The organism is Microbacterium sp. LRZ72 (genome assembly GCF_033792225.1).
Lineage (GTDB): Bacteria > Actinomycetota > Actinomycetes > Actinomycetales > Microbacteriaceae > Microbacterium.
The window spans coordinates 79,299-100,235 of sequence record NZ_JANGEX010000010.1 but is presented as its reverse complement, the minus strand read 5'-3'; the positions used below and the strand labels follow the sequence as shown (position 1 = coordinate 100,235).

20 protein-coding genes are annotated in these 20,937 nt (G+C 71.0%); 10 read left to right on the top strand and 10 right to left on the bottom strand.

Annotated elements, in window-relative coordinates; genetic code table 11:
- Window positions 1–111: 111 nt before the first annotated feature.
- On the bottom strand, window positions 112–756 hold the full coding sequence (locus tag M4I32_RS11535; RefSeq protein WP_319034615.1) for an FMN reductase: 645 nt from the start codon (window positions 754–756) through the stop codon (window positions 112–114).
- Window positions 753–1,973 (bottom strand): LLM class flavin-dependent oxidoreductase, encoded by a 1,221-nt coding sequence (locus tag M4I32_RS11530; RefSeq protein WP_413466820.1) that lies wholly within the window; start codon window positions 1,971–1,973, stop codon window positions 753–755. The genes M4I32_RS11535 and M4I32_RS11530 overlap by 4 nt, the downstream gene beginning before the upstream one ends.
- A 163-nt stretch (window positions 1,974–2,136) precedes the next feature.
- On the opposite strand from M4I32_RS11530, the gene M4I32_RS11525 reads away from it, so the two are divergent.
- The 3 genes from M4I32_RS11525 to surE all read left to right on the top strand — a co-directional run bounded on the left by M4I32_RS11525 (window position 2,137) and on the right by surE (window position 5,110).
- Window positions 2,137–3,279, top strand: coding sequence for an acyltransferase family protein (locus M4I32_RS11525; RefSeq protein ID WP_319034613.1), 1,143 nt, complete (start codon window positions 2,137–2,139; stop codon window positions 3,277–3,279).
- Between the two features lie 86 nt (window positions 3,280–3,365).
- On the top strand, window positions 3,366–4,367 hold the full coding sequence (locus M4I32_RS11520) for a 1-phosphofructokinase family hexose kinase (RefSeq protein WP_319034612.1): 1,002 nt from the start codon (window positions 3,366–3,368) through the stop codon (window positions 4,365–4,367).
- Window positions 4,364–5,110 carry a 5'/3'-nucleotidase SurE gene (gene surE / locus M4I32_RS11515; RefSeq protein WP_319034611.1) on the top strand — a complete coding sequence of 249 codons (747 nt, stop codon included), beginning with the start codon at window positions 4,364–4,366 and terminating at the stop codon, window positions 5,108–5,110. The genes M4I32_RS11520 and surE overlap by 4 nt, the downstream gene beginning before the upstream one ends.
- A 90-nt stretch (window positions 5,111–5,200) precedes the next feature.
- On the opposite strand, the gene rpsO is transcribed toward surE, so the two are convergent.
- The 4 genes from rpsO to M4I32_RS11495 all read right to left on the bottom strand — a co-directional run bounded on the left by rpsO (window position 5,201) and on the right by M4I32_RS11495 (window position 8,180).
- Entirely contained in the window at window positions 5,201–5,470 is a 270-nt protein-coding gene (gene rpsO / locus M4I32_RS11510; RefSeq protein ID WP_319034610.1) for a 30S ribosomal protein S15, read from the bottom strand.
- Window positions 5,471–5,650: 180 nt separating this feature from the next.
- Entirely contained in the window at window positions 5,651–6,211 is a 561-nt protein-coding gene (locus M4I32_RS11505) for a YceI family protein (RefSeq protein ID WP_319034609.1), read from the bottom strand.
- Between the two features lie 125 nt (window positions 6,212–6,336).
- On the bottom strand, window positions 6,337–6,705 hold the full coding sequence (locus M4I32_RS11500; protein ID WP_319034608.1) for an FKBP-type peptidyl-prolyl cis-trans isomerase: 369 nt from the start codon (window positions 6,703–6,705) through the stop codon (window positions 6,337–6,339).
- Between the two features lie 251 nt (window positions 6,706–6,956).
- Window positions 6,957–8,180, bottom strand: a complete 1,224-nt coding sequence (locus M4I32_RS11495) for a PrsW family intramembrane metalloprotease (protein ID WP_319034607.1) — start codon at window positions 8,178–8,180, stop codon at window positions 6,957–6,959.
- A gap of 55 nt (window positions 8,181–8,235) precedes the next feature.
- Between M4I32_RS11495 and M4I32_RS11490 the strand changes: the two genes are divergently transcribed.
- Window positions 8,236–9,111, top strand: coding sequence for a fumarylacetoacetate hydrolase family protein (locus M4I32_RS11490; protein WP_319034606.1), 876 nt, complete (start codon window positions 8,236–8,238; stop codon window positions 9,109–9,111).
- Between the two features lie 57 nt (window positions 9,112–9,168).
- On the opposite strand, the gene M4I32_RS11485 is transcribed toward M4I32_RS11490, so the two are convergent.
- Window positions 9,169–10,083: a metallophosphoesterase gene (locus M4I32_RS11485; protein WP_319034605.1), complete on the bottom strand. Its 915-nt coding sequence runs from the start codon at window positions 10,081–10,083 to the stop codon at window positions 9,169–9,171.
- A gap of 215 nt (window positions 10,084–10,298) precedes the next feature.
- Between M4I32_RS11485 and M4I32_RS11480 the strand changes: the two genes are divergently transcribed.
- Window positions 10,299–11,828, top strand: a complete 1,530-nt coding sequence (locus M4I32_RS11480; RefSeq protein ID WP_319034604.1) for a molybdopterin-dependent oxidoreductase — start codon at window positions 10,299–10,301, stop codon at window positions 11,826–11,828.
- Between the two features lie 21 nt (window positions 11,829–11,849).
- On the opposite strand, the gene M4I32_RS11475 is transcribed toward M4I32_RS11480, so the two are convergent.
- The 3 genes from M4I32_RS11475 to M4I32_RS11465 form a co-directional block, all read right to left on the bottom strand.
- On the bottom strand, window positions 11,850–13,220 hold the full coding sequence (locus M4I32_RS11475; RefSeq protein WP_319034603.1) for an amidohydrolase: 1,371 nt from the start codon (window positions 13,218–13,220) through the stop codon (window positions 11,850–11,852).
- A gap of 60 nt (window positions 13,221–13,280) precedes the next feature.
- On the bottom strand, window positions 13,281–14,354 hold the full coding sequence (locus M4I32_RS11470; protein ID WP_319034602.1) for an ABC transporter substrate-binding protein: 1,074 nt from the start codon (window positions 14,352–14,354) through the stop codon (window positions 13,281–13,283).
- Window positions 14,355–14,530: 176 nt separating this feature from the next.
- Window positions 14,531–15,133 carry an XRE family transcriptional regulator gene (locus M4I32_RS11465; RefSeq protein WP_319034601.1) on the bottom strand — a complete coding sequence of 201 codons (603 nt, stop codon included), beginning with the start codon at window positions 15,131–15,133 and terminating at the stop codon, window positions 14,531–14,533.
- Window positions 15,134–15,399: 266 nt separating this feature from the next.
- Here M4I32_RS11465 and M4I32_RS11460 point away from each other — a divergent pair, with 266 nt between their 5' ends.
- Genes M4I32_RS11460 through M4I32_RS11440 form a run of 5 tightly spaced genes read left to right on the top strand, consistent with a single transcriptional unit; the run spans window position 15,400 to window position 20,918 of the window.
- Window positions 15,400–16,140, top strand: coding sequence for a GntR family transcriptional regulator (locus M4I32_RS11460; protein ID WP_319034600.1), 741 nt, complete (start codon window positions 15,400–15,402; stop codon window positions 16,138–16,140).
- Window positions 16,137–16,955 carry a hypothetical protein gene (locus M4I32_RS11455; RefSeq protein ID WP_319034599.1) on the top strand — a complete coding sequence of 273 codons (819 nt, stop codon included), beginning with the start codon at window positions 16,137–16,139 and terminating at the stop codon, window positions 16,953–16,955. The genes M4I32_RS11460 and M4I32_RS11455 overlap by 4 nt, the downstream gene beginning before the upstream one ends.
- Window positions 16,952–18,034, top strand: coding sequence for a zinc-dependent alcohol dehydrogenase (locus tag M4I32_RS11450; protein ID WP_319034598.1), 1,083 nt, complete (start codon window positions 16,952–16,954; stop codon window positions 18,032–18,034). Before M4I32_RS11455 ends, M4I32_RS11450 begins: the two co-directional genes overlap by 4 nt.
- Window positions 18,031–19,548 (top strand): aldehyde dehydrogenase family protein, encoded by a 1,518-nt coding sequence (locus tag M4I32_RS11445; RefSeq protein ID WP_319034597.1) that lies wholly within the window; start codon window positions 18,031–18,033, stop codon window positions 19,546–19,548. The genes M4I32_RS11450 and M4I32_RS11445 overlap by 4 nt, the downstream gene beginning before the upstream one ends.
- Window positions 19,548–20,918 (top strand): NtaA/DmoA family FMN-dependent monooxygenase, encoded by a 1,371-nt coding sequence (locus M4I32_RS11440; protein ID WP_319034596.1) that lies wholly within the window; start codon window positions 19,548–19,550, stop codon window positions 20,916–20,918. The genes M4I32_RS11445 and M4I32_RS11440 overlap by 1 nt, the downstream gene beginning before the upstream one ends.
- Window positions 20,919–20,937 lie beyond the last annotated feature (19 nt).

The window sequence follows — 20,937 nt, the reverse complement described above, 5'->3', positions numbered from 1 at the left end:
CCCCCGTGCCCTCCCGCACCCCCTGGGCACGCGATCTCGCCGAGAGTTCACGCGCCGCACGCCCGGAGGTCACCTGCCGGTCTCCCGCACGTCGCCGCGGCGCCGCGCCTCCTACCCCTCCGCGCGACCCCCGAGCAGGTCCTCGAAGGACCCGCCCTCCGCCAGGTATCCGGCGGGATCGAACGGGTCCGCGCCCATGCGCGGCCCGCGGGACCCAATCGCCTGTGCGAGCTCCCGCGCCGCGCGGACGATGCGGTCGGCGAGCGGAGCGGCGTCCGCATCGGAGCCGCCCCAGTCGCCGGATGCCGCGAACACACCCGTCGGCACGGGGTCGGCGTGCAGATAGGTGAACAGGGGACGGATCGCGTAGTCGAGGGCCAAGGAGTGGCGGGGCGTCCCGGCGTTCGCGCCGAGCAGCACCGGTGTGCCGGACAGGGCCTGCGGATCGAGCACGTCGATGAAGGACTTGAACAGACCCGAGTAGCTCGTGGAGAAGATCGGCGTCACCGCGATGAGCGCGTCGGCCGAGACCACCGTGTTGATGGCGGACTCCAGCGCCGGCGGGGCGAAACCGGTGAGCAGGTGGTTGGTGATGTCGTGGGCGTGGTCGCGCAGTTCCACGACGTCGAACCGTCGGTCGATTCCGAGGCCGTCGAGCTCGTCGTCGACGGCTTGAGCGAGTCGGTCGGCAAGCAGCCGGGTCGTCGAGGGGTGCGACAGACCGGCCGTCACGACCGCGATGCGGCGCTGGGTCACCTCGCGACCCCTTCTCTCGTCGCCGCTGCCCCGAAGGCGGAGCCCGCAGCCACGGCCGGCACCGCGGCGTCCTCATAGGGCGAGGGGCCGGCGAGGTTGTCGCCCCGGTTGGCCCGCGGGCGTGCCTGGCGAGCGAGTCCGTCGCCGTATGCTGCCTGCACCCGCGCGCCATGCGTCGGCGCGTCGGGAACCTCCGCGGGGCGGTCGACGGCGAGCTCCTTGCGCAGCACCGGCACCACCTCTTCACCGAGGATGTCGAGCTGCTCGAGCACGGTCTGCAGCGGCAGCCCGGCATGGTCCATGAGGAAGAGCTGACGCTGATAGTCGCCGTAACTCTCGCGCATGCCCGCGTAGCGGTCGATGACCTGCTGCGGCGACCCCACCGTGAGGGGCGTCATCTCACTGAAGTCCTCGAGCGAGGGCCCGTGGCCGTATACCGGGGCGTTGTCGAAGTAGGGCCGGAACCGGCGCACGGCCTCCTGGGACGTCTGGGCCATGAACACCTGACCGCCGAGCCCGACGATCGCCTGCTCGGGCGTGCCGTGCCCGTAGTGCGCGAAGCGCTGGCGATAGAGGGCGATGAGGCGCTGATAGTGCTCCTTCGGCCAGAAGATGTTGTTCGCGAAGAAGCCGTCACCGTAGTACGCGGCCTGCTCGGCGATCTCGGGAGTGCGGATCGAGCCGTGCCAGACGAAGGGCGGCACCCCGTCGAGCGGCCGAGGGGTCGAGGTGAACCCCTGCAGCGGCGTGCGGAACTTTCCCTCCCAGTCGACGACATCCTCACGCCACAGTCGATGCAGCAGCGCATAGTTCTCGATCGCCAGCGGCAGACCCTGGCGGATGTCCTTGCCGAACCACGGGTAGACGGGTCCGGTGTTGCCGCGACCCAGCGTGAGGTCCACACGGCCGCCGGCCAGGTGCTGGAGCATCGCGTAGTCCTCGGCGAGCTTCACCGGGTCGTTCGTCGTGATCAGCGTCGTCGCGGTCGAGAGGATCAGCCGCTCCGTCTGCGCCGCGATGTAGGCGAGGGTGGTCGTCGGCGACGACGACCAGAACGGCGGGTTGTGGTGCTCGCCGAGCGCGAAGACGTCGAGTCCGACCTCCTCCGCGTGCTTCGCGATCGTCACGGTGTTGCGGATCCGCTCGGCCTCGCTCGGTGTGCGTCCGGTCGTCGGGTCGGCGGTGATGTCGCTGACGGAGAAGATGCCGAACTGCATCCCCTGCCTCGTGCTGTCGTCGTTCACGTCTGCTCCGCTCCTGCTCTTCCGCGCCTCGCGCGGACCGGCGCATCTCTATGCGCTTGAATGTAATGACGATAACGTGGAGACGCCCAGATTATTCCCGGTCCCCGCGACGGGGACCAGGGTAGGGTGCTGGCTCATGAACGACGCGTCGCGTCGCGGCCGGGCCGCGGCATCCGGACCCCCCGCCGCCTCGGCCGGCAAGAGGCAGCGGATGCCGTTCTGGGACAACGCCCGGTTCGCCGCCATCGTGCTGGTCGTGCTGGGGCACGCCGTGCAGCGCCTGACCTACGACTCCGACATCGCCCTCGCGCTGTACCTCACCGTCTACGCGTTCCACATGCCGGCCTTCGCCCTCATCGCGGGCTATTTCTCCAAGTCCGGAGCACCCAACCGGCAGCAGATGGCGCGCGTCGTCACCGACATCCTGCTGCCCTACGTGATCTTCGAAGGTCTGTGGGTCTTCACCAAGTGGCTCGTCGAGGGCGAGGGGGATGCCAACCTGACGCAGCCGTCGTGGACGCTCTGGTTCTTGCTCGCACTCGGCATCTTCCGGCTCGTCCTCCCCTACCTCGCCCTGCTGCGATGGCCGCTGGTCTGGAGTGTGGCGGTCTCGATCGGCGCGGGGTATCTGACGAACATCGACTCCACGTTCTCACTCTCGCGCACACTGGGCCTGCTGCCGTTCTTCGCCCTCGGCTGGTGGCTGCACGAGAACGACATCGTCGCGCGCCTGCGCCTGATCGATCGCCGGCCGTGGTGGGTGACCGTGAGCGCGGCCGCGATCATCGCCGTCACCGGCTGGGCCGCCTGGGCCTTCCTCGACGTGTGGGAGGCGATGAATCTGCGCACGTGGCTGTTCTACGACGACTCGTACGCGGCCCTCGGGGGCGACCAGTGGTGGGCCGGGGCCGTGCGATTGGCACTGATGAGCGTGGCCCTCATCCTGAGCGTGTCGTTCTTCGCCCTCGTGCCCCGGGGCCAGCATCGCTGGACCCATTTCGGCCAGTACACGATGTACGTGTATCTGCTGCACTCCTTCGTGCTCTACCCGTTCCGGGAGTCGGGCGTGCTGCGCGGGCTCGATCCCACGTGGATCTGGCTGCCGCTCGTCATCGTGGTGTCGGTGCTGATCGCCGTCGGGCTGGCGACGGCACCGGTGCGCCGTGTCTTCCGCCCGCTGATCGAGCCGCGACCCCGGTGGCTGTTCGTCGATCCCGGGCTCGTGTCGCGCTCCCACCGATCCGACCCGACGGGGTCGCAGCGACCTCGGCGGGACTGAGCCCGACCGGCGGGCGGCCTTGCACGTTCCGTCGCCTCCTGGCAAGGGTGTCGGTGCGGTGGCACCTCCGGATTATCGTCCTGCTCATGAGCGATGTGACGATCTTCGCGCCCTCACCCGTCGTGACGATCACGATCGAGGATGCGGGCGGAACACCGGACGTGCACGTCCACGCGGGCGGACAGGGCGTCTGGCAGGCCCGGATGCTGCGCCGCCTCGGCGTGCGCGTCACCCTCTGCTGCGTGCTGACCGGCGAGCTCGGGCGCATCACCCGCGGGATCCTCGACGACGATTCGATCGACATCGCCGCGGTGGAGCGCGCCGGGCGCGGAGCCGCGTACGTGCATGACCGGCGCGGCGGTGAGCGCACCGAGATCGTCGAGTCCGACGGGGATGGGATCGCCCGCCACGATCTCGACGAGCTCTACAGCATGACGCTCCGCGAGGGGCTGCGCTCGCGGCTTGTGATCCTGAGCGGACCGCAGGGCGCCGGGGTGCTGCCCGCCGAGACGTACCGCCGGCTCGCTGTCGACATCCGCGAGACGGGCGGCCGGGTGATCGTCGACCTCGCCGGGGAGCGGCTCTCGGCCGCGCTGGCCGGCGGCGTGGACGTGCTGAAGGTCAGCGACAAGGAACTGCGCGACGACGGCCTGCTCGACGGCGACGGGATGGACGCCGCCATCGCGGTAGTGCGTCATCTGCGCGAGCGCGGGGCCGAGGCGGTGATCCTCTCGCGCGGGGGCGAACCGGCACTGCTCATCGACCGCGACGGCGTCGCGAGCGTGCAGCCGCCGCGCCTGGCGACATCGGACACACGGGGCGCGGGCGATTCGTTCACGGCCGGCCTCGCCGCCGGCCTGGCCCGGGGTCAGCCCGTGCGACGTGCCGCCACGCTCGCCGCCGCGGCCGGTGCCTTGAATGTCACGCGGCACGGCCTCGGCACGGGCGATCCCGAGGCGATCGAGGCATTGCGCGAGCAGGTGCTCGTCCGCTCTCTCGACGATGACGCCGGCAGCGGTGGCGAGGCAGGCGGCGAGCACGTCACTCCGGACGGCTTGGCCGCGCTGGCCGACGAGGCGGACTCATGAGCCGCATCCTCGTCACGAACGACGACGGCATCGACGCCCCGGGCCTGCACGCCCTCGCGCGCGCGGCCGTCGACGCAGGGCACCACGTCACGGTCGCCGCGCCGGCGCGGCAATCCAGCGGCGCCAGCGCGTCGATCATGGCCGAAGAGGAGGCCGGTCACATCGTGGTCGACCGCCGCGAGCTCGAGGGGCTGCGCGGGGTGCGCGCATTCGCCGTGCACGGCGGTCCCGGATTGATCGCGCTCGTCGCGGCCCGCGGCGCGTTCGGCGACCCCGCCGATCTCGTGCTGTCCGGGGTCAATCACGGCGCCAACGTCGGGCGCGCGATCCTGCATTCCGGAACCGTCGGCGCAGCCCTCACGGGCGGCCTCAACGGAGCATGGGGAGCGGCCGTGTCACTCGATGTCGGCATGCATCCGCAGACGTTCCACTGGGATGCGGCGGCGGCCGCCGCACTCGACGTGCTGCCCGTGCTGCTCGAGCGCCCGCGTGGATCGGTCATCAATGTCAACGTGCCCAACAACGCCACGAACCGCGGCATCCGCGAAGCTCCGCTCGCCCCCTTCGGGATCGTCCAGACGACCCTCGAAGAACGGGGCGAGCATCACATCCGCCTCGCCGTGGAGGATCTGCCCTCCGTGGCCGAGCCGGGCACGGATGCGGCCTGCCTTGCGGACGGCTGGGTCACCGTGACGGGACTCGAACCCGTATCGCACGTGCCGCTCGGTCCTGGGCCGGGATGAGAGACGCGCGGTCCGCAGCCCTCGCACGACAAAGGGCCGCCCCACACCTGGGACGGCCCTTCGAGAAGTGCGATTGAACGCTGGTCGGGCTCAGCGACGCAGACCCAGACGCCCGATCAGCGCACGGTAGCGCGCGATCTCGACGTCCTGGAGGTAGCTGAGCAGACGACGGCGCTGGCCGACGAGCAGGAACAGACCACGACGCGAGTGGTGGTCGTGCTTGTGCTCCTTGAGGTGCTCGGTGAGGTCCGTGATGCGCTGCGTCATCAATGCGACCTGCACCTCAGGGGATCCGGTGTCACCGGGGTGCGTCGCGTACTCTTCGATGATCGCCTTCTTGACGTCAGCTTCCAGTGCCATAGATGGGATCCCCTTCCTCTTCGCTGCGCGGTGCCCGACGCCCGATGCGTGAGCTCTCTTTATCCGCGGCCGATCGAACGGCAACCCGCCGAGTCTACCAGCGAACATCGAGGCGCGGGAACGGGTCCCAGACGAGTGGATGCCGCCGCCGCACCGGCCGCGGCATCCGCCCCGCCTCGGTCAGCTCTCCTGCAGGGCACCCTGCAGGTCGAGCACCATGGTGACGTCCTTGCCGACCAGCACCCCGCCGGTCTCGAGCGCGGCGTTCCAGGTGAGGCCGAACTGCTCGCGGTCGATGACGGCGGTGGCGGTGGCGCCCGCCTTGTAGTTGCCCCACGGGTCCGTTCCGAAGCCGCCGAAGTCGACCTCGAAGGTCACGGGCTTCGTCACGTCGCGGATGGTGAGCTCGCCGTCCACCAGCATCCGGTCGTTCTCGACGCGCACGCCGCTCGAGCGGAAGTCGATCGTCGGGTAGGTCTCGGCATCGAAGAAGTCGGCCGAGCGCAGGTGGTTGTCGCGCCCCTCGTCACCGGTGTTGACCGAGGCGACGTCGACGGACGCCGTCACGGTCGTCTCGAGCGGGTTCTCAGGAGCGGTCATCGTCGCACTCTTGACACCGAAGGTGCCGCGCACCTTCGAGATCATCATGTGGCGCACGCTGAAGGTCACTTCGCTGTGCGAGGGGTCGAGCACCCAGGTGCCCGCCTTGTAGCCGGGAATGTCGAGAGCGGTAGCGGTCATAGAAGGTCTCCTTGGTTCGACGTCGCGGTCGCGACACGTTCACGGGGCCCAACCAGTATGCATCCGCATGTATTCCCGCACATGTGCTCGCGGTCCCGCAGCCGCCTCTCGTCAGCCGCCTCTCGTCAGCCGACCTCGAGCAGGTCGATCACGAAGATCAGCGTCTTGCCGCCCAGGAAATGACCGCCAGGGGGGCCGTAGGCGAGCTCGGGCGGGACGACCAGTTCGCGGCGTCCCCCGACTTTCATGCCCGGAATGCCCTCCTGCCACCCCTGGATCAGGCCGCGCAGGGGGAATTGGATGCTCTCGCCCCGGTTCCAGGAGGAGTCGAACTCCTCCCCCGAGGCGAAGTCGACACCCACGTAGTGCACCGTGACGGTGTCGCCCGCTTTCGCCTCGGCACCGTCACCTTCGATCAGGTCACGCACGGCGAGAGTCTCGGGGGCGTCGCCCTCGGGGGCATCGATCTGGGGCTTCGTTCGATCAGTGGTCATGACCCCATCCAACCCGACCCCGAGGACACGGGTCAACGCACCCTTTCGCGGGAGGACGGAAACCGTTGCGCGGGCTCTTGACAGTCGCCTCGCGCGGGTCCACCCTTATATCAGATCCACTCAGCGCCCGGGAGTCACGCAGGCATCGCCGCTGCACCGGGCGCTGAGTCTGTCCCCGGCCAGCCGCAGCCACCCTCGCCCGAGGGAATGACGTGCCGTCGCAGGCTCTGCGTCTCGAAAGCCCTCCGCTCTCAGAGCGAGAAGAGCGCCTGCCGCGCGAGGGCGGTGCGCTCGAGCAGCACCCGCTCGTCTTCTGCGGCGCGGGGATCGCGACCCGACAGAGCACGCTGCCTGGCCGCGGCCAGCGCCGCCGCGTCGTGGATGAAGGTGCGCATCACCGTGCGGCGATCGGTGCGCAGCGTGCGCGCCCACTCCAGCGCCTGCCGCCGACCGGATCCGGTTGCGAGCATGTCGACTTCTTCGGCCGTGAACCATCCCGCCGCGGCGTACTCGCCGAGCCGTCTGTGGGTCAGCCGCGCCTCCTCGCGTTTGAGAGCGAGCACGCCGAGGATGAACAGCGCGAACAGAGGAACCTGGAGGGTCACGTACAGGGCGAAGAAATCCCCCAGCAGGGCGGATCCGTTCCAGAACGCGTGCAGCACGACCGCGCCGGCGACCCCGCCCAGCCACGGACCCATCGCCCCCGCGACGGACGTGCCGCGCCGCGCCGCGAGTCCGAGTGCGAATCCGATGACCGCCGTGAACATCGCGTGCGCGAACGGCGAGAGGATGCCGCGCACGAAGAAGGTGCCGGTGACCTCGCCGAGCCCGCCCTCGAGATAGCTCACGGCGAAGTACTGCACATTCTCGGTGAGGGCGAACCCCGCTCCGACGAGGGCCCCGTAGACGACGCCGTCCACCGGCCCGTCGAAGGCGCGCCGGGCCGTCGCATAGATCAGCAGCAGCCCGAGCCCCTTGCCGACCTCCTCGACGACGGGCGCCTGGACGACCGCCGAGAACAGCTGCCGCAACGCCGAGCCGTCGTTGCCGATGAGCCCCGATATCCCGAGGTCGACCAGCAGCGCGATCGCGACCGAGGCGATCGCTCCCCAGGCGACGGCGAAGACGAGCAGGCCGCGCGGTTCGGGCTCCCAGCGGTCGATCAGACGCACGGCGAACAGCACCCCGACGAACGGGACCAGGGCCATCGCGAACCCGAGGATCGACGCCCCCGCACCCAGGAAGGTCAGGAAGTAGCCGATCAGCGCGACCGAGACGACGACCAGCGCCCCGAACAGCCACACCGACGGGCGCCGGCCGCGACGGGCGACCCGGGGCATCGCGGGCACGGTCTCGAGCTGCGGAGGCGGGGGCGGGATCAGCGCGGGCGACCCCGGATGGGGCTGCGAGAACGGGGACGGGTAGCGCTCCGGCACCCCGCCGCCGTCCGGCCAGGGCGGGGGCTCGTAGGTCACCTCACCAGCCTATGCGCGGGCGGGCGGGGGGCGCCGAACCGGTAGCGTGGGACGTGTGCGTTTTGCCCACATGGTCCTTCCCGAGTCCCCCGAGGCAGTCCTCGCCGTCATCGACGGAGCCGAGGCGGTGCCCGTCCGCAGCATCCTCGACGCCGCACCCGCCGACCTGCAAGCGCTGATCGAGGGCGGCAGCGAGATGCTCGACCGGGTGCGGGAGGCCGCATCCTCCCCCGCCGCCGCCCGCGCCCGAATTCCGCTGGCCGAGGCCGCCTACGCATCCGCCGTCTCGCGCCCGCCCCTGATCCTCGCGATCGGCCTCAACTATTCCGCCCATTCCAGTGAGCTCGGCCTGAAGACGGACGCCGCTCCCACCGTCTTCACGCTGTGGCCGAACTCGCTCGCCGGGCACGAAGGCACGACGACATGGCCCCGTTCCCTGAGCGAGGCGGTCGACTACGAATCCGAACTCGGCGTGCTGATCGGGCCGGCCGCCCGCGACGTCGACGAGGAGCACGCCCTCGACCACGTCTGGGGCTACACGGTGGTCAATGACATCACGGCGCGCAACATCCAGTTCGCCGAAGCCCAGTGGTCGCGCTGCAAGTCCTTCGACGGGTTCACCCCGACCGGTCCCGTCGTGGTGACCGCCGACGAGGTGCCCGACCCGCAGGACCTGCACATCTGGGCGGTCGTCGACGGGCACACGGTGCAGGATGCCTCGACGAGCCAGATGGTGCGGTCGGTGGCGACGTTGATCTCGCACCTCTCGGGGTCGACGACGCTTCTGCCCGGCACACTGATCTCGACCGGCAGTCCCGGGGGCGCCGGCTATTCACGGGATCCGCAGATCTTCCTCCGGGACCGGTCGACCGTGACGGTGGGCGTCGACGGCGTCGGCGAGCTCACCACGCACTGCCGCATCCTGGACTGACTTCACCGGCCAACGCTCCTGGCGCCTCGCCGTCGTCCGCAGGCAGGATGAGGGCGTTCAGGACCGCGGCGGCTTGCGGGAGAAGACCTCGAGGCGTTCCGCAGGCGTGAGGGCGCTCATCCGCTCGTACCAGGCGGGCGAGAAGAAATCGCCGGCGGGCGCGGCATCCACGGGCACCACGGTGTGGGTGACCGTGCCGTCGTAGACGTGCACGAGCTGGAAGCTCTGTGCACCGTCCATGCCGTTGATGGATGTCTGGGGTTGCCCGACATCCATCGTGTAGCAGGTCGCGGCCGCCACGCTCACGGGCACTCCCGCGAACGTGCCGTGGGTGGCGTAGTGCAGGTGGCCGGCGAGGATCGAGCGCACGTCGGTGCCGGTGATGACCTCGGCCAGGCGGTCCTGCCGCTGCAGCTCGAGGATGCCGAACAACGGCACGTAGCTCGGCAGCGGCGGGTGATGCAGCGCCAGGACGGTTCCCAGCGGCGCCGGCGTCTGCAGCTGGGCCGCAAGCCACTCCAGCTGTGCGTCGTCGAGGTCGCCGTGGTTCCAGCCGGGAACAGACGTGTCGAGCGCGATCAGCCGCAGGCCCCCGAGGTCCCAGGCGCCCGTGACCGGCTCCTCGCTGGGATCGAGACCCAGCAGGTCCCGCCGCAGCTCGGGCCGCTCGTCGTGGTTGCCCGCCACCCACACGAGGGGAGCGTCCATTCTGCGCGCCACCGGCTCGACGATCTCACGCAGGCGCGTATAGGCACCGGCTTCACCGAGGTCGGTGAGGTCGCCCGTGAAGACGATGGCGTGCGGGCGTACCTCGGACTGTTCGAGGCGGTGCAGGGTGCGGCGCAGATTCGCCTCGGTATCGAAACGACCGCCGAGCCGAGGGTTGCCCTGCAGCAGGTGCGTATCGCTCAGATGCACGAGGGTGCGCAGGGGCGGGGGATGCTGACCGAAGGCCACCGATGCCGTGCTCACCCGGCCAGCCTACGGTCGCCACCGCCGCACCCGCACCCAATCCGTTTCGGCTTCCGCGGCGGATCACCCCTGAGGCCGCGGAAGCGCCGCGCCGGAGGAGGCCGCCGATCGTGCCAGTGCCGCACACGACAGGGCCCGAGGCCGCGGAGCCCGAGAACCCAAGGCCCGCGAACGCAGGATCCGGCGCCGCGGCATCCGGGTCCTCGGGACGCAGAGTGCGTACCGCGGGGTGGGCCGCCGTCGCCGGGATCGTCTCGGCGGCGGTGTTCCTGGCCGCCGCCGAGCTGGTTGCGCTGCTCGTCGGGCAGGGCGCGAGTCCGCTGCTGGCGGTGGGATCGTTCGTCATCGACATCGCGCCGCAATGGCTCAAGGAGTTCGCGATCTCGACGTTCGGCGCCTACGACAAGATCGCCCTCCTGGCCGGCCTCGGCCTCGCGGTGGTCATCGCCGCCGGCATCGCCGGCGTCCTGGAGCTGGTGCGCCCGCCGCTCGGCCTGGTCGCTCTCGGTGTCGCCGGCGCCCTCTCGCTGGCCGCTGTGCTCACCCGCGCCGGAGTGCCTCCGTTCGCGTTCCTCGCACCACTGGCGGGCACGGCCGCCGGCGTGTTCGTGCTCCTCGTGCTCGCCCGCCGACTCCGCGGATGGCGCTCCCCCGCCGCGACGGCCTCGGACGCGGCGCTGGACCGGCGACGGTTCTTCGTGGTCGCGGGCATCGCGGCGGCCGGATCGATCCTGGTGGGCGTGGGATCGCGCGTGGTCAGCTCGGTGAACGCGTCGATCACCGCGGCACGCGAGGCGCTGCGCCTGCCGGCCCCCGCGTCGCGGGTGCAGGTTCCCGAGGGGGCAGAGCTCGACGTGCCCGGACTCTCACCGCTCTACACGCCGAACGCCGACTTCTACCGCGTCGACACGGCGTTGACCGTGCCCGAGGTGGATCCCGCCACGTGGCGGCTCGTCGTGGACGGGCGCGTCGGCCAGCGGGTGGAGCTGACATTCGACGACCTCGTGGACATGGGCCTCGATGAGTACTCCATCACGCTCACCTGCGTGTCGAACGAGGTCGGCGGCGACCTCGTCGGCTCCGCGATATGGCAAGGAGTGCCGGTGCGCGACGTGCTGCGGCGGGCCGATCCCGACGCCGACGCCGACATGGTGCTCTCGCGCAGCATCGACGGGTACACCGCCAGCACGCCGCTGGACGCCCTCACCGACGACGGGCGGGATGCGATCCTCGCGGTCGCGATGAACGGCGAGCCCCTCCCCCTCGAACACGGCTTTCCGGTGCGGATGGTGGTGCCCGGATTGTACGGCTACGTCTCGGCCACGAAGTGGCTCACGGAGCTGACCGTGACCACATTCGCTGAGGACGAGGCGTACTGGACGCCTCGCGGATACGACGCCCGCGCCCCGATCAAGATGTCCTCGCGCATCGACACCCCGCGCACCGGCACGCCCGTGCAGGCCGGCATGGTGCCCATCGCCGGCGTGGCATGGGCGCAGACGGTCGGCATCGAGCGCGTCGAGGTGTCGATCGATGATGGCCCGTGGCAGGACGCGACGCTGTCGACGCCCGTGAACCGCGACACGTGGGTGCAGTGGATGCTGGAGTGGGATGCATCGCCCGGCACCCACTACATCGCGGTCCGTGCGGTGAACGCGGACGGCGAGCTGCAGATCGAGGAACGCGCACCGATCGCCCCCGACGGCTCGAGCGGCTGGCAGCGCACGCTCATCACCGTGCAGTGAGGCACGGCGTCAGGCAGCTCGTCAGTACAGCCCCTGCACCTCACCCTGCGCCTCGAGCCATGCGCTGCGCCGCTCGAACAGGCCGGGAACCGCGGCGCGTGCGCGGGCGATGATCTCATGCAGCTCGGCGTGCACGAGCCGGCCATCCCTGACGACCACCTCGCCGTCGACCATCGTCATGTCGACGTCGGATCCCCGCACCGCGTGCACGAGGTTGTGGTGCACGTTGGCATAGCCGCCGTCCGGCAGCAACGGCGTCATCCGAGGGGTGTCCGTGCGCACGGCGACGAGGTCCGCCTTGTGCCCCACGGCGATCCGGCCGAGGGCGTCGCCCTGGCCGATGGCTGCGGCACCGCCCCGCGTCGCCATGCGCAGCACGTCCCACGAGTCCATCGCGGCGGCATCCATGGTGCGCAGCTTTCCGAGCAGAGAGGCGACCTTCATCTCCTCGAACATGTCGAGGTTGTTGTTCTCCTTCTCGCCGTCGGTACCGAGACCGACGTTGACCCCCGCCGCCAGCATCTCGGCGACGGGCGCCATGCCGCTGGCGAGCTTCATGTTCGACACCGGGTTGTGCGAGACCCCGACGCCGCGCTCGGCGACGAGGGCGATCTCGTCGTCATCGAGCCACACGGCATGCGCGATCATCGCGCGGGGGGCGTCGAAGAATCCCAGGCGATCGAGGGCGAACATCGGCCGCGCCCCGTAGCGCGAGACGAAGTCGCCGACTTCGATCTCGGATTCGCTGCAGTGGGTGTAGAGACCGGTGTCGTAGGCCCGCGCCATGTCGATCGCCCGGCGCTGACCCGCGGCGTCCGCATAGAAGGGATGCTCCAGTCCCACCCAGGGCATGATGCGCCCGTTGGCCGCGCCGGTCCACTCGCGCAGCATCCGCTCGTTGTCATCGAGCGTGTCGAAGTAGTCGAAGTCGGGGTGCTCGCCGACGTAGTTGACCGACACCAGGCGATTGCCGAGGGCGGATGCCGCACGGGCGGCGCCGTCCATGAACCGCCACATGTCGACGACCGTCGTCGTGCCCGAGAGCAGGCCCTCGGCGTAGCAGAGCCAGGCGGCCGCCTCGGCCTCGTCGGGGCGCAGCACCCGATGCATGGGGTCGATGTGCAGGCGCAGCCACTCCCACACCGGCAGGTGCTCCGCCGTGCCGCGCAGCACGCCCGAGTGATGGTGCGCGTTGACGAGTCCGGGGATCAGCACCCGGTCGGGCAGGTCGAGGCGCTGCGCGCCCGGATGCGCCGCGATGAGGGCGGCGGCGTCGTCCACCGCGGCGATGGTGTCGCCGACGATGAGCACGCCGGCGTCGGTCAGAACGGTTGCGGCGTCATCCATCGGGACGACGACAGGGGCGGTCAGCAGGCGGGGCGTGGGGCTCATGGGGCACTCTCGTCGGGAATTCGTGCCGGCGGCGGGGCGCGACGCCCCGCCGCCGTCGGATCAGCGTTCGTACGCGATGAGGTCCGGCTGCTCGGCGTAGACCTCGTCGAGAACTGTCATGTCGAACAGCTCAGCCGCGGTGACATCGAACCCGGAGCTGATCAGGCTGCTGACGGTCTGCTCCTGCAGATCTTCAGAGATGGTGAACAGGCCGTTCTCGACGGTCTCGTCCGAGACGACGAGCAGCTCGGCCTGCGCGACCGCGCTGGCGACGGAGGTCTCGAGTTCGAGCCCCAGGTCCGCTCCGTACTCCTCGACCGCGAGCTCCGCCCCGGCCGCGGGGTCGGCCACCGCGTCCGTCCATCCCTGGATCTCGGCGGCGAGGAACGCCTTCAGCCGCTCGCGCTCGGTCTCGATCGTCTCGTCGGTCGCGGTCACGACGTGTGCGACGAACGGCAGGCCATTGTCGGCGAACAGCAGGTCCGTGACCGCGATGCCCTCCACCTCGAGCGTGACGGACTGGCTCGTGACGAAGGCGATCAGGCCGTCCACCTCACCGGTCACCAGCGGAGCGGGGTCGTACTGGACGGGGACGATCTCGACGTCGGAGGCGTCGATGTCGTTGACGGCCAGGAACGCGTCGAAGACGGGACGGTTCGAATCCTGCACGCCGATCTTCTTGCCGATCATGTCCTCGGGAGAGCCGATCGCGGCGCCGTCGGCGAGCGAGGCGATCGTGAACGGGTTCTTCTGGAACGTCGCGCCGATCACCTTGAGCGGGGCGCCCTCGTTCGCCACGGCGGCACCCACCGAGAGCGCGTCGGTGAACGAGACATCCGCCGTGCCCGACAACAGCTCGGGGATGCCGCTCGAAGGCCCGGGAACCAGATTGACCGACGAGAAGCCCGCGTCTTCGTAGTAGCCCTCAGCGTCGGCGATCAGCTCGCCCGACCATTCCTCGTTGAGGATCCAGCTGAGCTGCACCGCGAGGTCGCCGAGGTCGGCGGCGTCGACGGGCGTCGTGTCGGTGGTGGAGGATGCACCGCCGGCGCAGGCGGACAGGGCGAGCGCCGCGGCGGCGACGGCGGTGCCGACGGCCGTACCGCGGGCGCGCCGGGAGGTGACGAAGGTCATGGTGCTCGTTTCTCTCGATGCAGGCCGCCCCGGGGCGGGGACGGTGGTCCGGTGCCGCGCAGATGCCGCATCCGGACAGGAATGATCGTAGAGAACTATCGTTTATTGCAGATAGCGATCATGTATCGCCCGTGTTTCCCTCTGCCGAGCAGACCCCGCACCGACCGTGGGCCGCGTCAGCGCTCGGCGGCGTAGACCAGAACGATCCGTACGGGGCCGTGTCCCCGCGCCGCCCAGCGGTTGCGCAGGCCGCCGGGGTGGGTGATCGCATCGCCCGACCCCAGCTCCCACGTGCCGCGCCCCTCGACCTCGACGGCGATCTCGCCCTCGACCACGTAGACGGTGACCTCGCCGTCCGACTTGTACCAGTCCCCCATGTAGTCGCTGGGCTCCACGACGTACTCCTGCACGGATGCGACGCCCGAGTGGACGACACGGGTCTTGGCGGCGTTGGCGACCTCGGCCACGGGGACCCACGTCGCGTCGTCGCGTCGCGAGACGTGCACGGACTCGGGCTGCGGGGACGCCGGCAGCAGGACGGAGGGCGAGAGGCCGAGCACATTGGCGACGCGGTACAGCGTGATCAAGGACGGCATCGTCTGGCCGCTCTCGATCTGACTGAGGAAGGGCTGACTGATGTCGGCCGCCGCGGCGAGCGCGCGCATCGAGAGCTTCTTCTCGGTGCGGGCCTCGCGGATCGCGCGCCCGAGGAGTGCGCCGATACCCCCGCCGGAGGAGCGAGAGGCGGCTCCGGGATCGACCGGGGAGGATTCGGGCATCGCCCCACCCTAGCGATCCGAAGCCCACGCGTCATCGCTGTCACCTATCGGTGATTGCTGCTTGCGATACGGCACCACACCGGCCCGGTCGGCGCGGAACCGAGGACGCGAGGGGGCGGGCCGGGCGTTCGAAACAAGAAGTTTACGTGATCGACATACGGGACCGCCGCATGCACGAGCACCCTTTTATGCCTGGTCAGAGGCCTATTCCGTCGATTCTGACGCGCATGTACCTCACTGTACCTCTGACATAGCCTGTGAGAACCATGACCCACCCGCTGCTCACTCTGACGTCCGTGCCGGACGGCGACGAGGCGCTGCACGAGCGCATCGCCGAGCAGATCCGTCGACGCATCGACGCCGGAGTGTGGGGACGCGGTCAGCAGCTCAAGCGCGAGATCGAGCTGGCCGACGACCTGCACGTCGCGCGCGGCACCCTCCGGCGCGCGCTGCGCTCGCTGGTGGAGTCCGGTCACCTCGTCCAGCGTCATGGGGTCGGCACGTTCATCGCGGGAGAGCCCTCGCACGTGACGGCCTTCGAGTCGCTCGGCGAACGGCTGGAGCGCGGCGGCATCCGCTTCGAGACGACGGAGCTGGCGCGGGAGATCGCATCTGCCGGTGACTGGGGGGCGGGTGCAGAGGCGGGTCCCGCCCTCGTGCTGCGCCGCCTGCGCACGGCGGAGGGCGCACCCGTGTCGCTCCTGCTCAACGCCGTCTCGCTGCGCGCAGCACCCGGGCTCACCGAGACCGACCTGTCGGGACGCTCGCTCTACGCGACGCTGGCCGACGACTTCGGAGTCGTGATCGAGCGCTCCGACCTGATCTTCACGGCGGTGCCCGCCGACCACGGGACCGCTCACCTGCTCGCCGTCGACGCCGGGAGTCCCCTGACGCACATGAGCCAGATCAGCTACACGCAGCGAGGCGAGGTCGTCGATGTCGCCTCGGCATGGATCCGCCCCGACCGGCACCAGCCGGGCGTCACGCTGTGGGGAGGCCGCTCGTGAACGGCGCGGCGATCCGCGCGGCGAGCCTGTTCGACCCGGCATCCGGCCGCTGCGTCGTCGCCGCCTTCGACCACGGCGGGAGCGGCATGCCGCGCGGCGGCGAGGACGCCCCCGAGCGTGTCGCCGCGATCGTCGCCGGCGGGCCCGATGCCGTGCTGCTCGGTCAGGGGCTGGCGCGCCTGAGCCTGCGCGATTTCGCCGCCGCCGGCGCACCGCGCCTGATCATCGCCCTCGACGCTCCCGTCTTCTCCGACCGCCCGGGAACGACGGGCGCGATCCGGGGTCACCGCCGCACCGCGCGTGCGGACGAGGCGCTGCGCGACGGTGCGACGGCCGCCAAGGTGGTCCTCCCCCTCGGGACGGGGGAACTCTTCGCGGATTCGGTCGAGCTGGTCGCGCGCGCCGCCCGCGAATGTCAGGCCGCAGGGCTTCCGCTGATCGTCGAGCCCGTTCTGTGGGGCACCGAGGTGCCGCCGTCCGGGGCGGAACGCGACGCCCTCATCGCCCATTCCACGCGCGCGGCCTGGGAGCTGGGCGCAGACCTCGTCAAGATCCATGCGCCCGAGCAGGTCGAGACCCTCGCGCTGATCACGCGCAGCGCGCCGGGGCCGGTCCTGGTGCTCGGCGGCGCCCCGACCGACACGGCGACGTTCCTGCGTGCCGCGGACGCATGGATCCGCGCCGGCGCCCGCGGCATCGCCGCCGGCCGCAACGTCTGGTCGCGACGCGATCCTCGGGCGGCGATCGCGGGCCTGCGCCGAGTCGTGCACGATCGCGACCTCGCCGGCGCGCTGCGGATGCCGGAGCAGCCATGACCCTGCGCATGCGTCTCGACGGAGCCCGCGGAGTGCGGGCGGAGCAGGTCGACGATCCCGTCGCCGGCCCCGGCACCGTGCTGCTGCGCGTCGACGAGGCGAACCTCTGCCCGACGGATGCCCGCAAGTGGGCCGACCCCACCCTGCCCCGGCGGCTGCGCGGCGCGCCCCTCGTGCTCGGGCACGAGTTCGCGGGCACCGTCGTCAGCGCGGGCCCCGATGTCAGCGGCTGGGACGCGGGCGACCGTGTGGCCGTCGACCCGGTCATCCGCTGCGGGCGCTGCCCGCACTGCGCCGCGGGCGAGGTCATCCTGTGCGAGCGCCTGACAGGTGTCGGCGCCGCCGCCGGGGACCCGCTCGCCTGCGCCGAGCTGCTCCGCACCCACGGCATCGGCGGCGCATTCGCCGAGCGCGTGCTCGTGCCGGCGGCCAACCTCATCCGCCTGCCCGCCGACGTCGACCAGGCCGCGGGAAGCCTTGTCGAGCCGCTCGCCGACGTGCTCTCGAGCATCGAGGTCTCGGGCGCCTCTCGGGGCGACACCGCGGCCGTGATCGGACTGGGACCGATGGGTCTGCTGCACCTGCAGGCCCTGCGCGCCGCCGGCATCACCGCCGTCGGCGCCGACATCCGTGCCGACCGCCGCGCCACGGCCCGCCGGCTCGGCCACGACGCCACCGCGCCGGACCGGCTGCCCCGCGCGCGCCACGTGTTCGTCGTCGCCGGGGGAACCGGCTTCGACCCCGCCTTCGCCCTGGCGCAGGCCGCACTCACGCGCGGGGGCACGATCGTGCTGTTCGCCTCCGCACCGCGCGGCACGCGCGTCGAACTCGACCCGAACGCCCTGCACTACTCACGCTCGCGCATCGTGGGCGTCGTCGGCTTCGAAGACCGCCACGCCGATGCCGCGCTGCGGATGCTCGGCGCGGGGGCGATAGACGTCGCGACCCTGCGCCAGCCGGTGTTCGAACTCGCCGACCTGCAGCGGGCCTTCGAGAGCCTGGGCGCCCTCGGCGCCTTGAAGCCTGCCATCACGATCACCCCCGCATCGACCTCGAACGCCCACGAAGGAGAATCATGACGCTCACCGTGCATCCCCCGGGACCGCACCTGCACCCCGACGCCGCGGCCTTCCTCGACCGCGGCCCCCGCGGCCTGCTCATCGGCGGGGAGTGGGTGCGGGCGGCATCCGGCGCCACATTCGCCACGCGCGATCCCGCCACCGGGGAGCACCTGGCCGAGATCGCTCGAGCCGACACGGCCGATGTGGATGCGGCGGTCGCCGCCGCGACGGAAGCGCTCACCGCCCCGGCGTGGGCCGAGATGACCCCGGCCGCCCGCGGCGCGCTGCTCTGGCGCATCGCCGATGTCATCGAAGAGCACGCCGACGAGCTCGCCCAGCTCGAGACCCTCGATCAGGGCAAGTCGTGGCGCACCGCCCGGTTCGGCGAGATCCCCGCAGCGGTGAACCAGTTCCGCTACTACAGCGGCTGGCCCACCAAGATCCTGGGCGAGACGATCCCGACATCGCTGTCGCGGACGCCGCCGGGCAAGCAGGTCTTCGCGTACACCCGCCGTGAGCCCGTGGGCGTCGTCGCGGCGATCGTGCCCTGGAACTCGCCGATGCTGATGGCGAGCATGAAGCTCGCGCCCGCGCTGGCCGCCGGGTGCACCCTCGTGCTCAAGCCCGCCGAGGACACACCCCTGACCGCGCTGCGACTGGGCGAGCTGCTCGGGGAGGCCGGGCTGCCCGCGGGCGTCGTCAACGTCGTCACCGGCTACGGCGGTGAGGCGGGCGAGGCGCTCGCCACGCACCGCGACGTCGCCAAGGTCACCTTCACGGGCTCGACGGCGGTGGGCAAGCACATCGCGGCCGCCGCCGGCGCCGACCTGCGCCGCGTCACGCTCGAGCTCGGTGGCAAGTCGCCGTCGATCGTGATGGACGACGCGGACATCGACCAGACGATCGAGGCCGTCTCGCGCGGCATCTTCGACAACGGCGGCCAGGTGTGCGTGGCGAGCTCCCGCATCTACGCCCACCGCGACGTGTACGAGCGCCTGGTCGAGGGGATGGCCGCCTTCGGCTCGTCGCTGCGGCTCGGGCACGGCCTCGACCCCCACGCCGATCTCGGGCCCCTCGTCAGCGCCACGCAGGCCGAGCGCGTCGATGCCTTCGTGGCAGAGGGCCGCGCCGCCGGTGTCGACGTCGTGACCGGCGGACGGCGCGACGGTCCCGCCGGCACGTTCTACTCCCCCACCGTCTTGACCGGTGTGCGGGAGGACATGCGGCTGATGCGCGAGGAGATCTTCGGCCCGGTCGCCGCCGTGACCCCCTTCGACGACCTCGACGAGGTGATCGGATGGGCCAATGACACGCGCTACGGCCTGGCCGCGAGTGTGTTCACGCAGGGACTGTCGAACGCGCACCGCATCGCCGGGCGCCTGCAGTCGGGCACGGTGTGGGTCAACTGCCATTCGTTCCTGGGACCGGAACTGCCCAAGGGCGGCCACAAGGAGTCCGGCTGGGGCTACGAGAACGGCGCCCAGGGGCTTGAGAACTATCTCGAGACCAAGACCGTCGTGGCGGTGATCTGATGACCCTCATCCTCGGCGCATTCGAGATGGTCAACCCCAACAACGGGCTGCCGACGTGGACCCACCCCGACGGGCGCGGCGACGAGTGGGACGACCTGGCGCACTGGACCTCGCTCGCGACGACGCTGGATGCCGCGGGGTTCGACTTCCTGTTCTTCGCCGACACCTACGGCTACCCCGTCATCGACGGGCGGGTGCCGGATCAGACGGTGGCCCACGGCATCCAGTTCCCGGCGCTCGACCCGATGCTGATGATCTCGGCGCTGGCGGCGCAGACGCGCTCGCTCGGCTTCGTGCTGACGTCGCCGACGGTGGCGGAGCGGCCCTACTCGACCGCACGCCGATTCGCGACGCTCGATCGACTGACCGGCGGCCGGGTCGGCTGGAACATCGTCACCGGCAGCTCGCAGGCGACGACCGACGCGCTCTTCGGACTCGCCGCGGGTCGTCACGACGACCGCTACGACGCCGCCGACGAGTTCGTCGAGCTCTGCCTGCGGTTCTGGGAATCCTCCTGGGAGGACGACGCCGAGATCCGCGACCGCGCACGGAACGTCTATGCGGACCCCGCCCGCGTGCACCCGGTCGCCTTCGACGGGCGCTACCACTCCGGCCACGGTGTCTTCGCCGTGCCGCCGACGCCGCAGCGCACCCCCGTGCTCTTCCAGGCCGGCACGTCCGACCGCGGCCGGGCGTTCGCGGCCCGCAATGCCGAGGCGGTCTTCATCCAGGGGCAGTCGATCCCCCAGGCCGCCGGCGTCGTGCGCGACGTGCGCGAGCGCGCCGCCGCGCTGGGGCGGCCCGAGACCGACGTCGCCGTCATCAGCGGCGCGACGATCACCGTCGCACCCACCCGCGCGCAGGCGCAGCGCCGGCGCGACGAGCTCGATGCCCTGTACGCCATGGACGATGCGGCCGTGATGTTCGCGGGATTCACGGGCGTCGACCTCTCCGGCATCGACCCCGAGACGGCCCTGGAGGACGTGCGCCTGCCCGACGGCGGTGCGCAGGGCCAGACGCTGCTCGACCGCTACCGCGCCCAGGGCAGCGTGCGCGTGCGCGACGTGCTCGACGGGTTCCGGCGCCGCGGCATCCGCGGGTTCCAGATCACGGGCTCGCCCACCGACGTCGCCGATGAGATGACCCAGATCGCCCGCGAGACCGGCCTGGCCGGATTCATGCTCGAGCCCACGTTCGGCGGCCTGGGAGCGTTCGAGGACTTCTGCGAGCTGGTCGTGCCGATCCTGCGCGACCGCGGCCTGGTCGGCGATCCCCCGCAGGGGGCCACCCTGCGGGAACGCGTGACCAACGCCGACGGCCCCCGCCTGCCCCCCTCCCATCCGGCGACCCGCCTGCGCGCGGGCGCCTGACCCCTGCCCGAAATCCGAT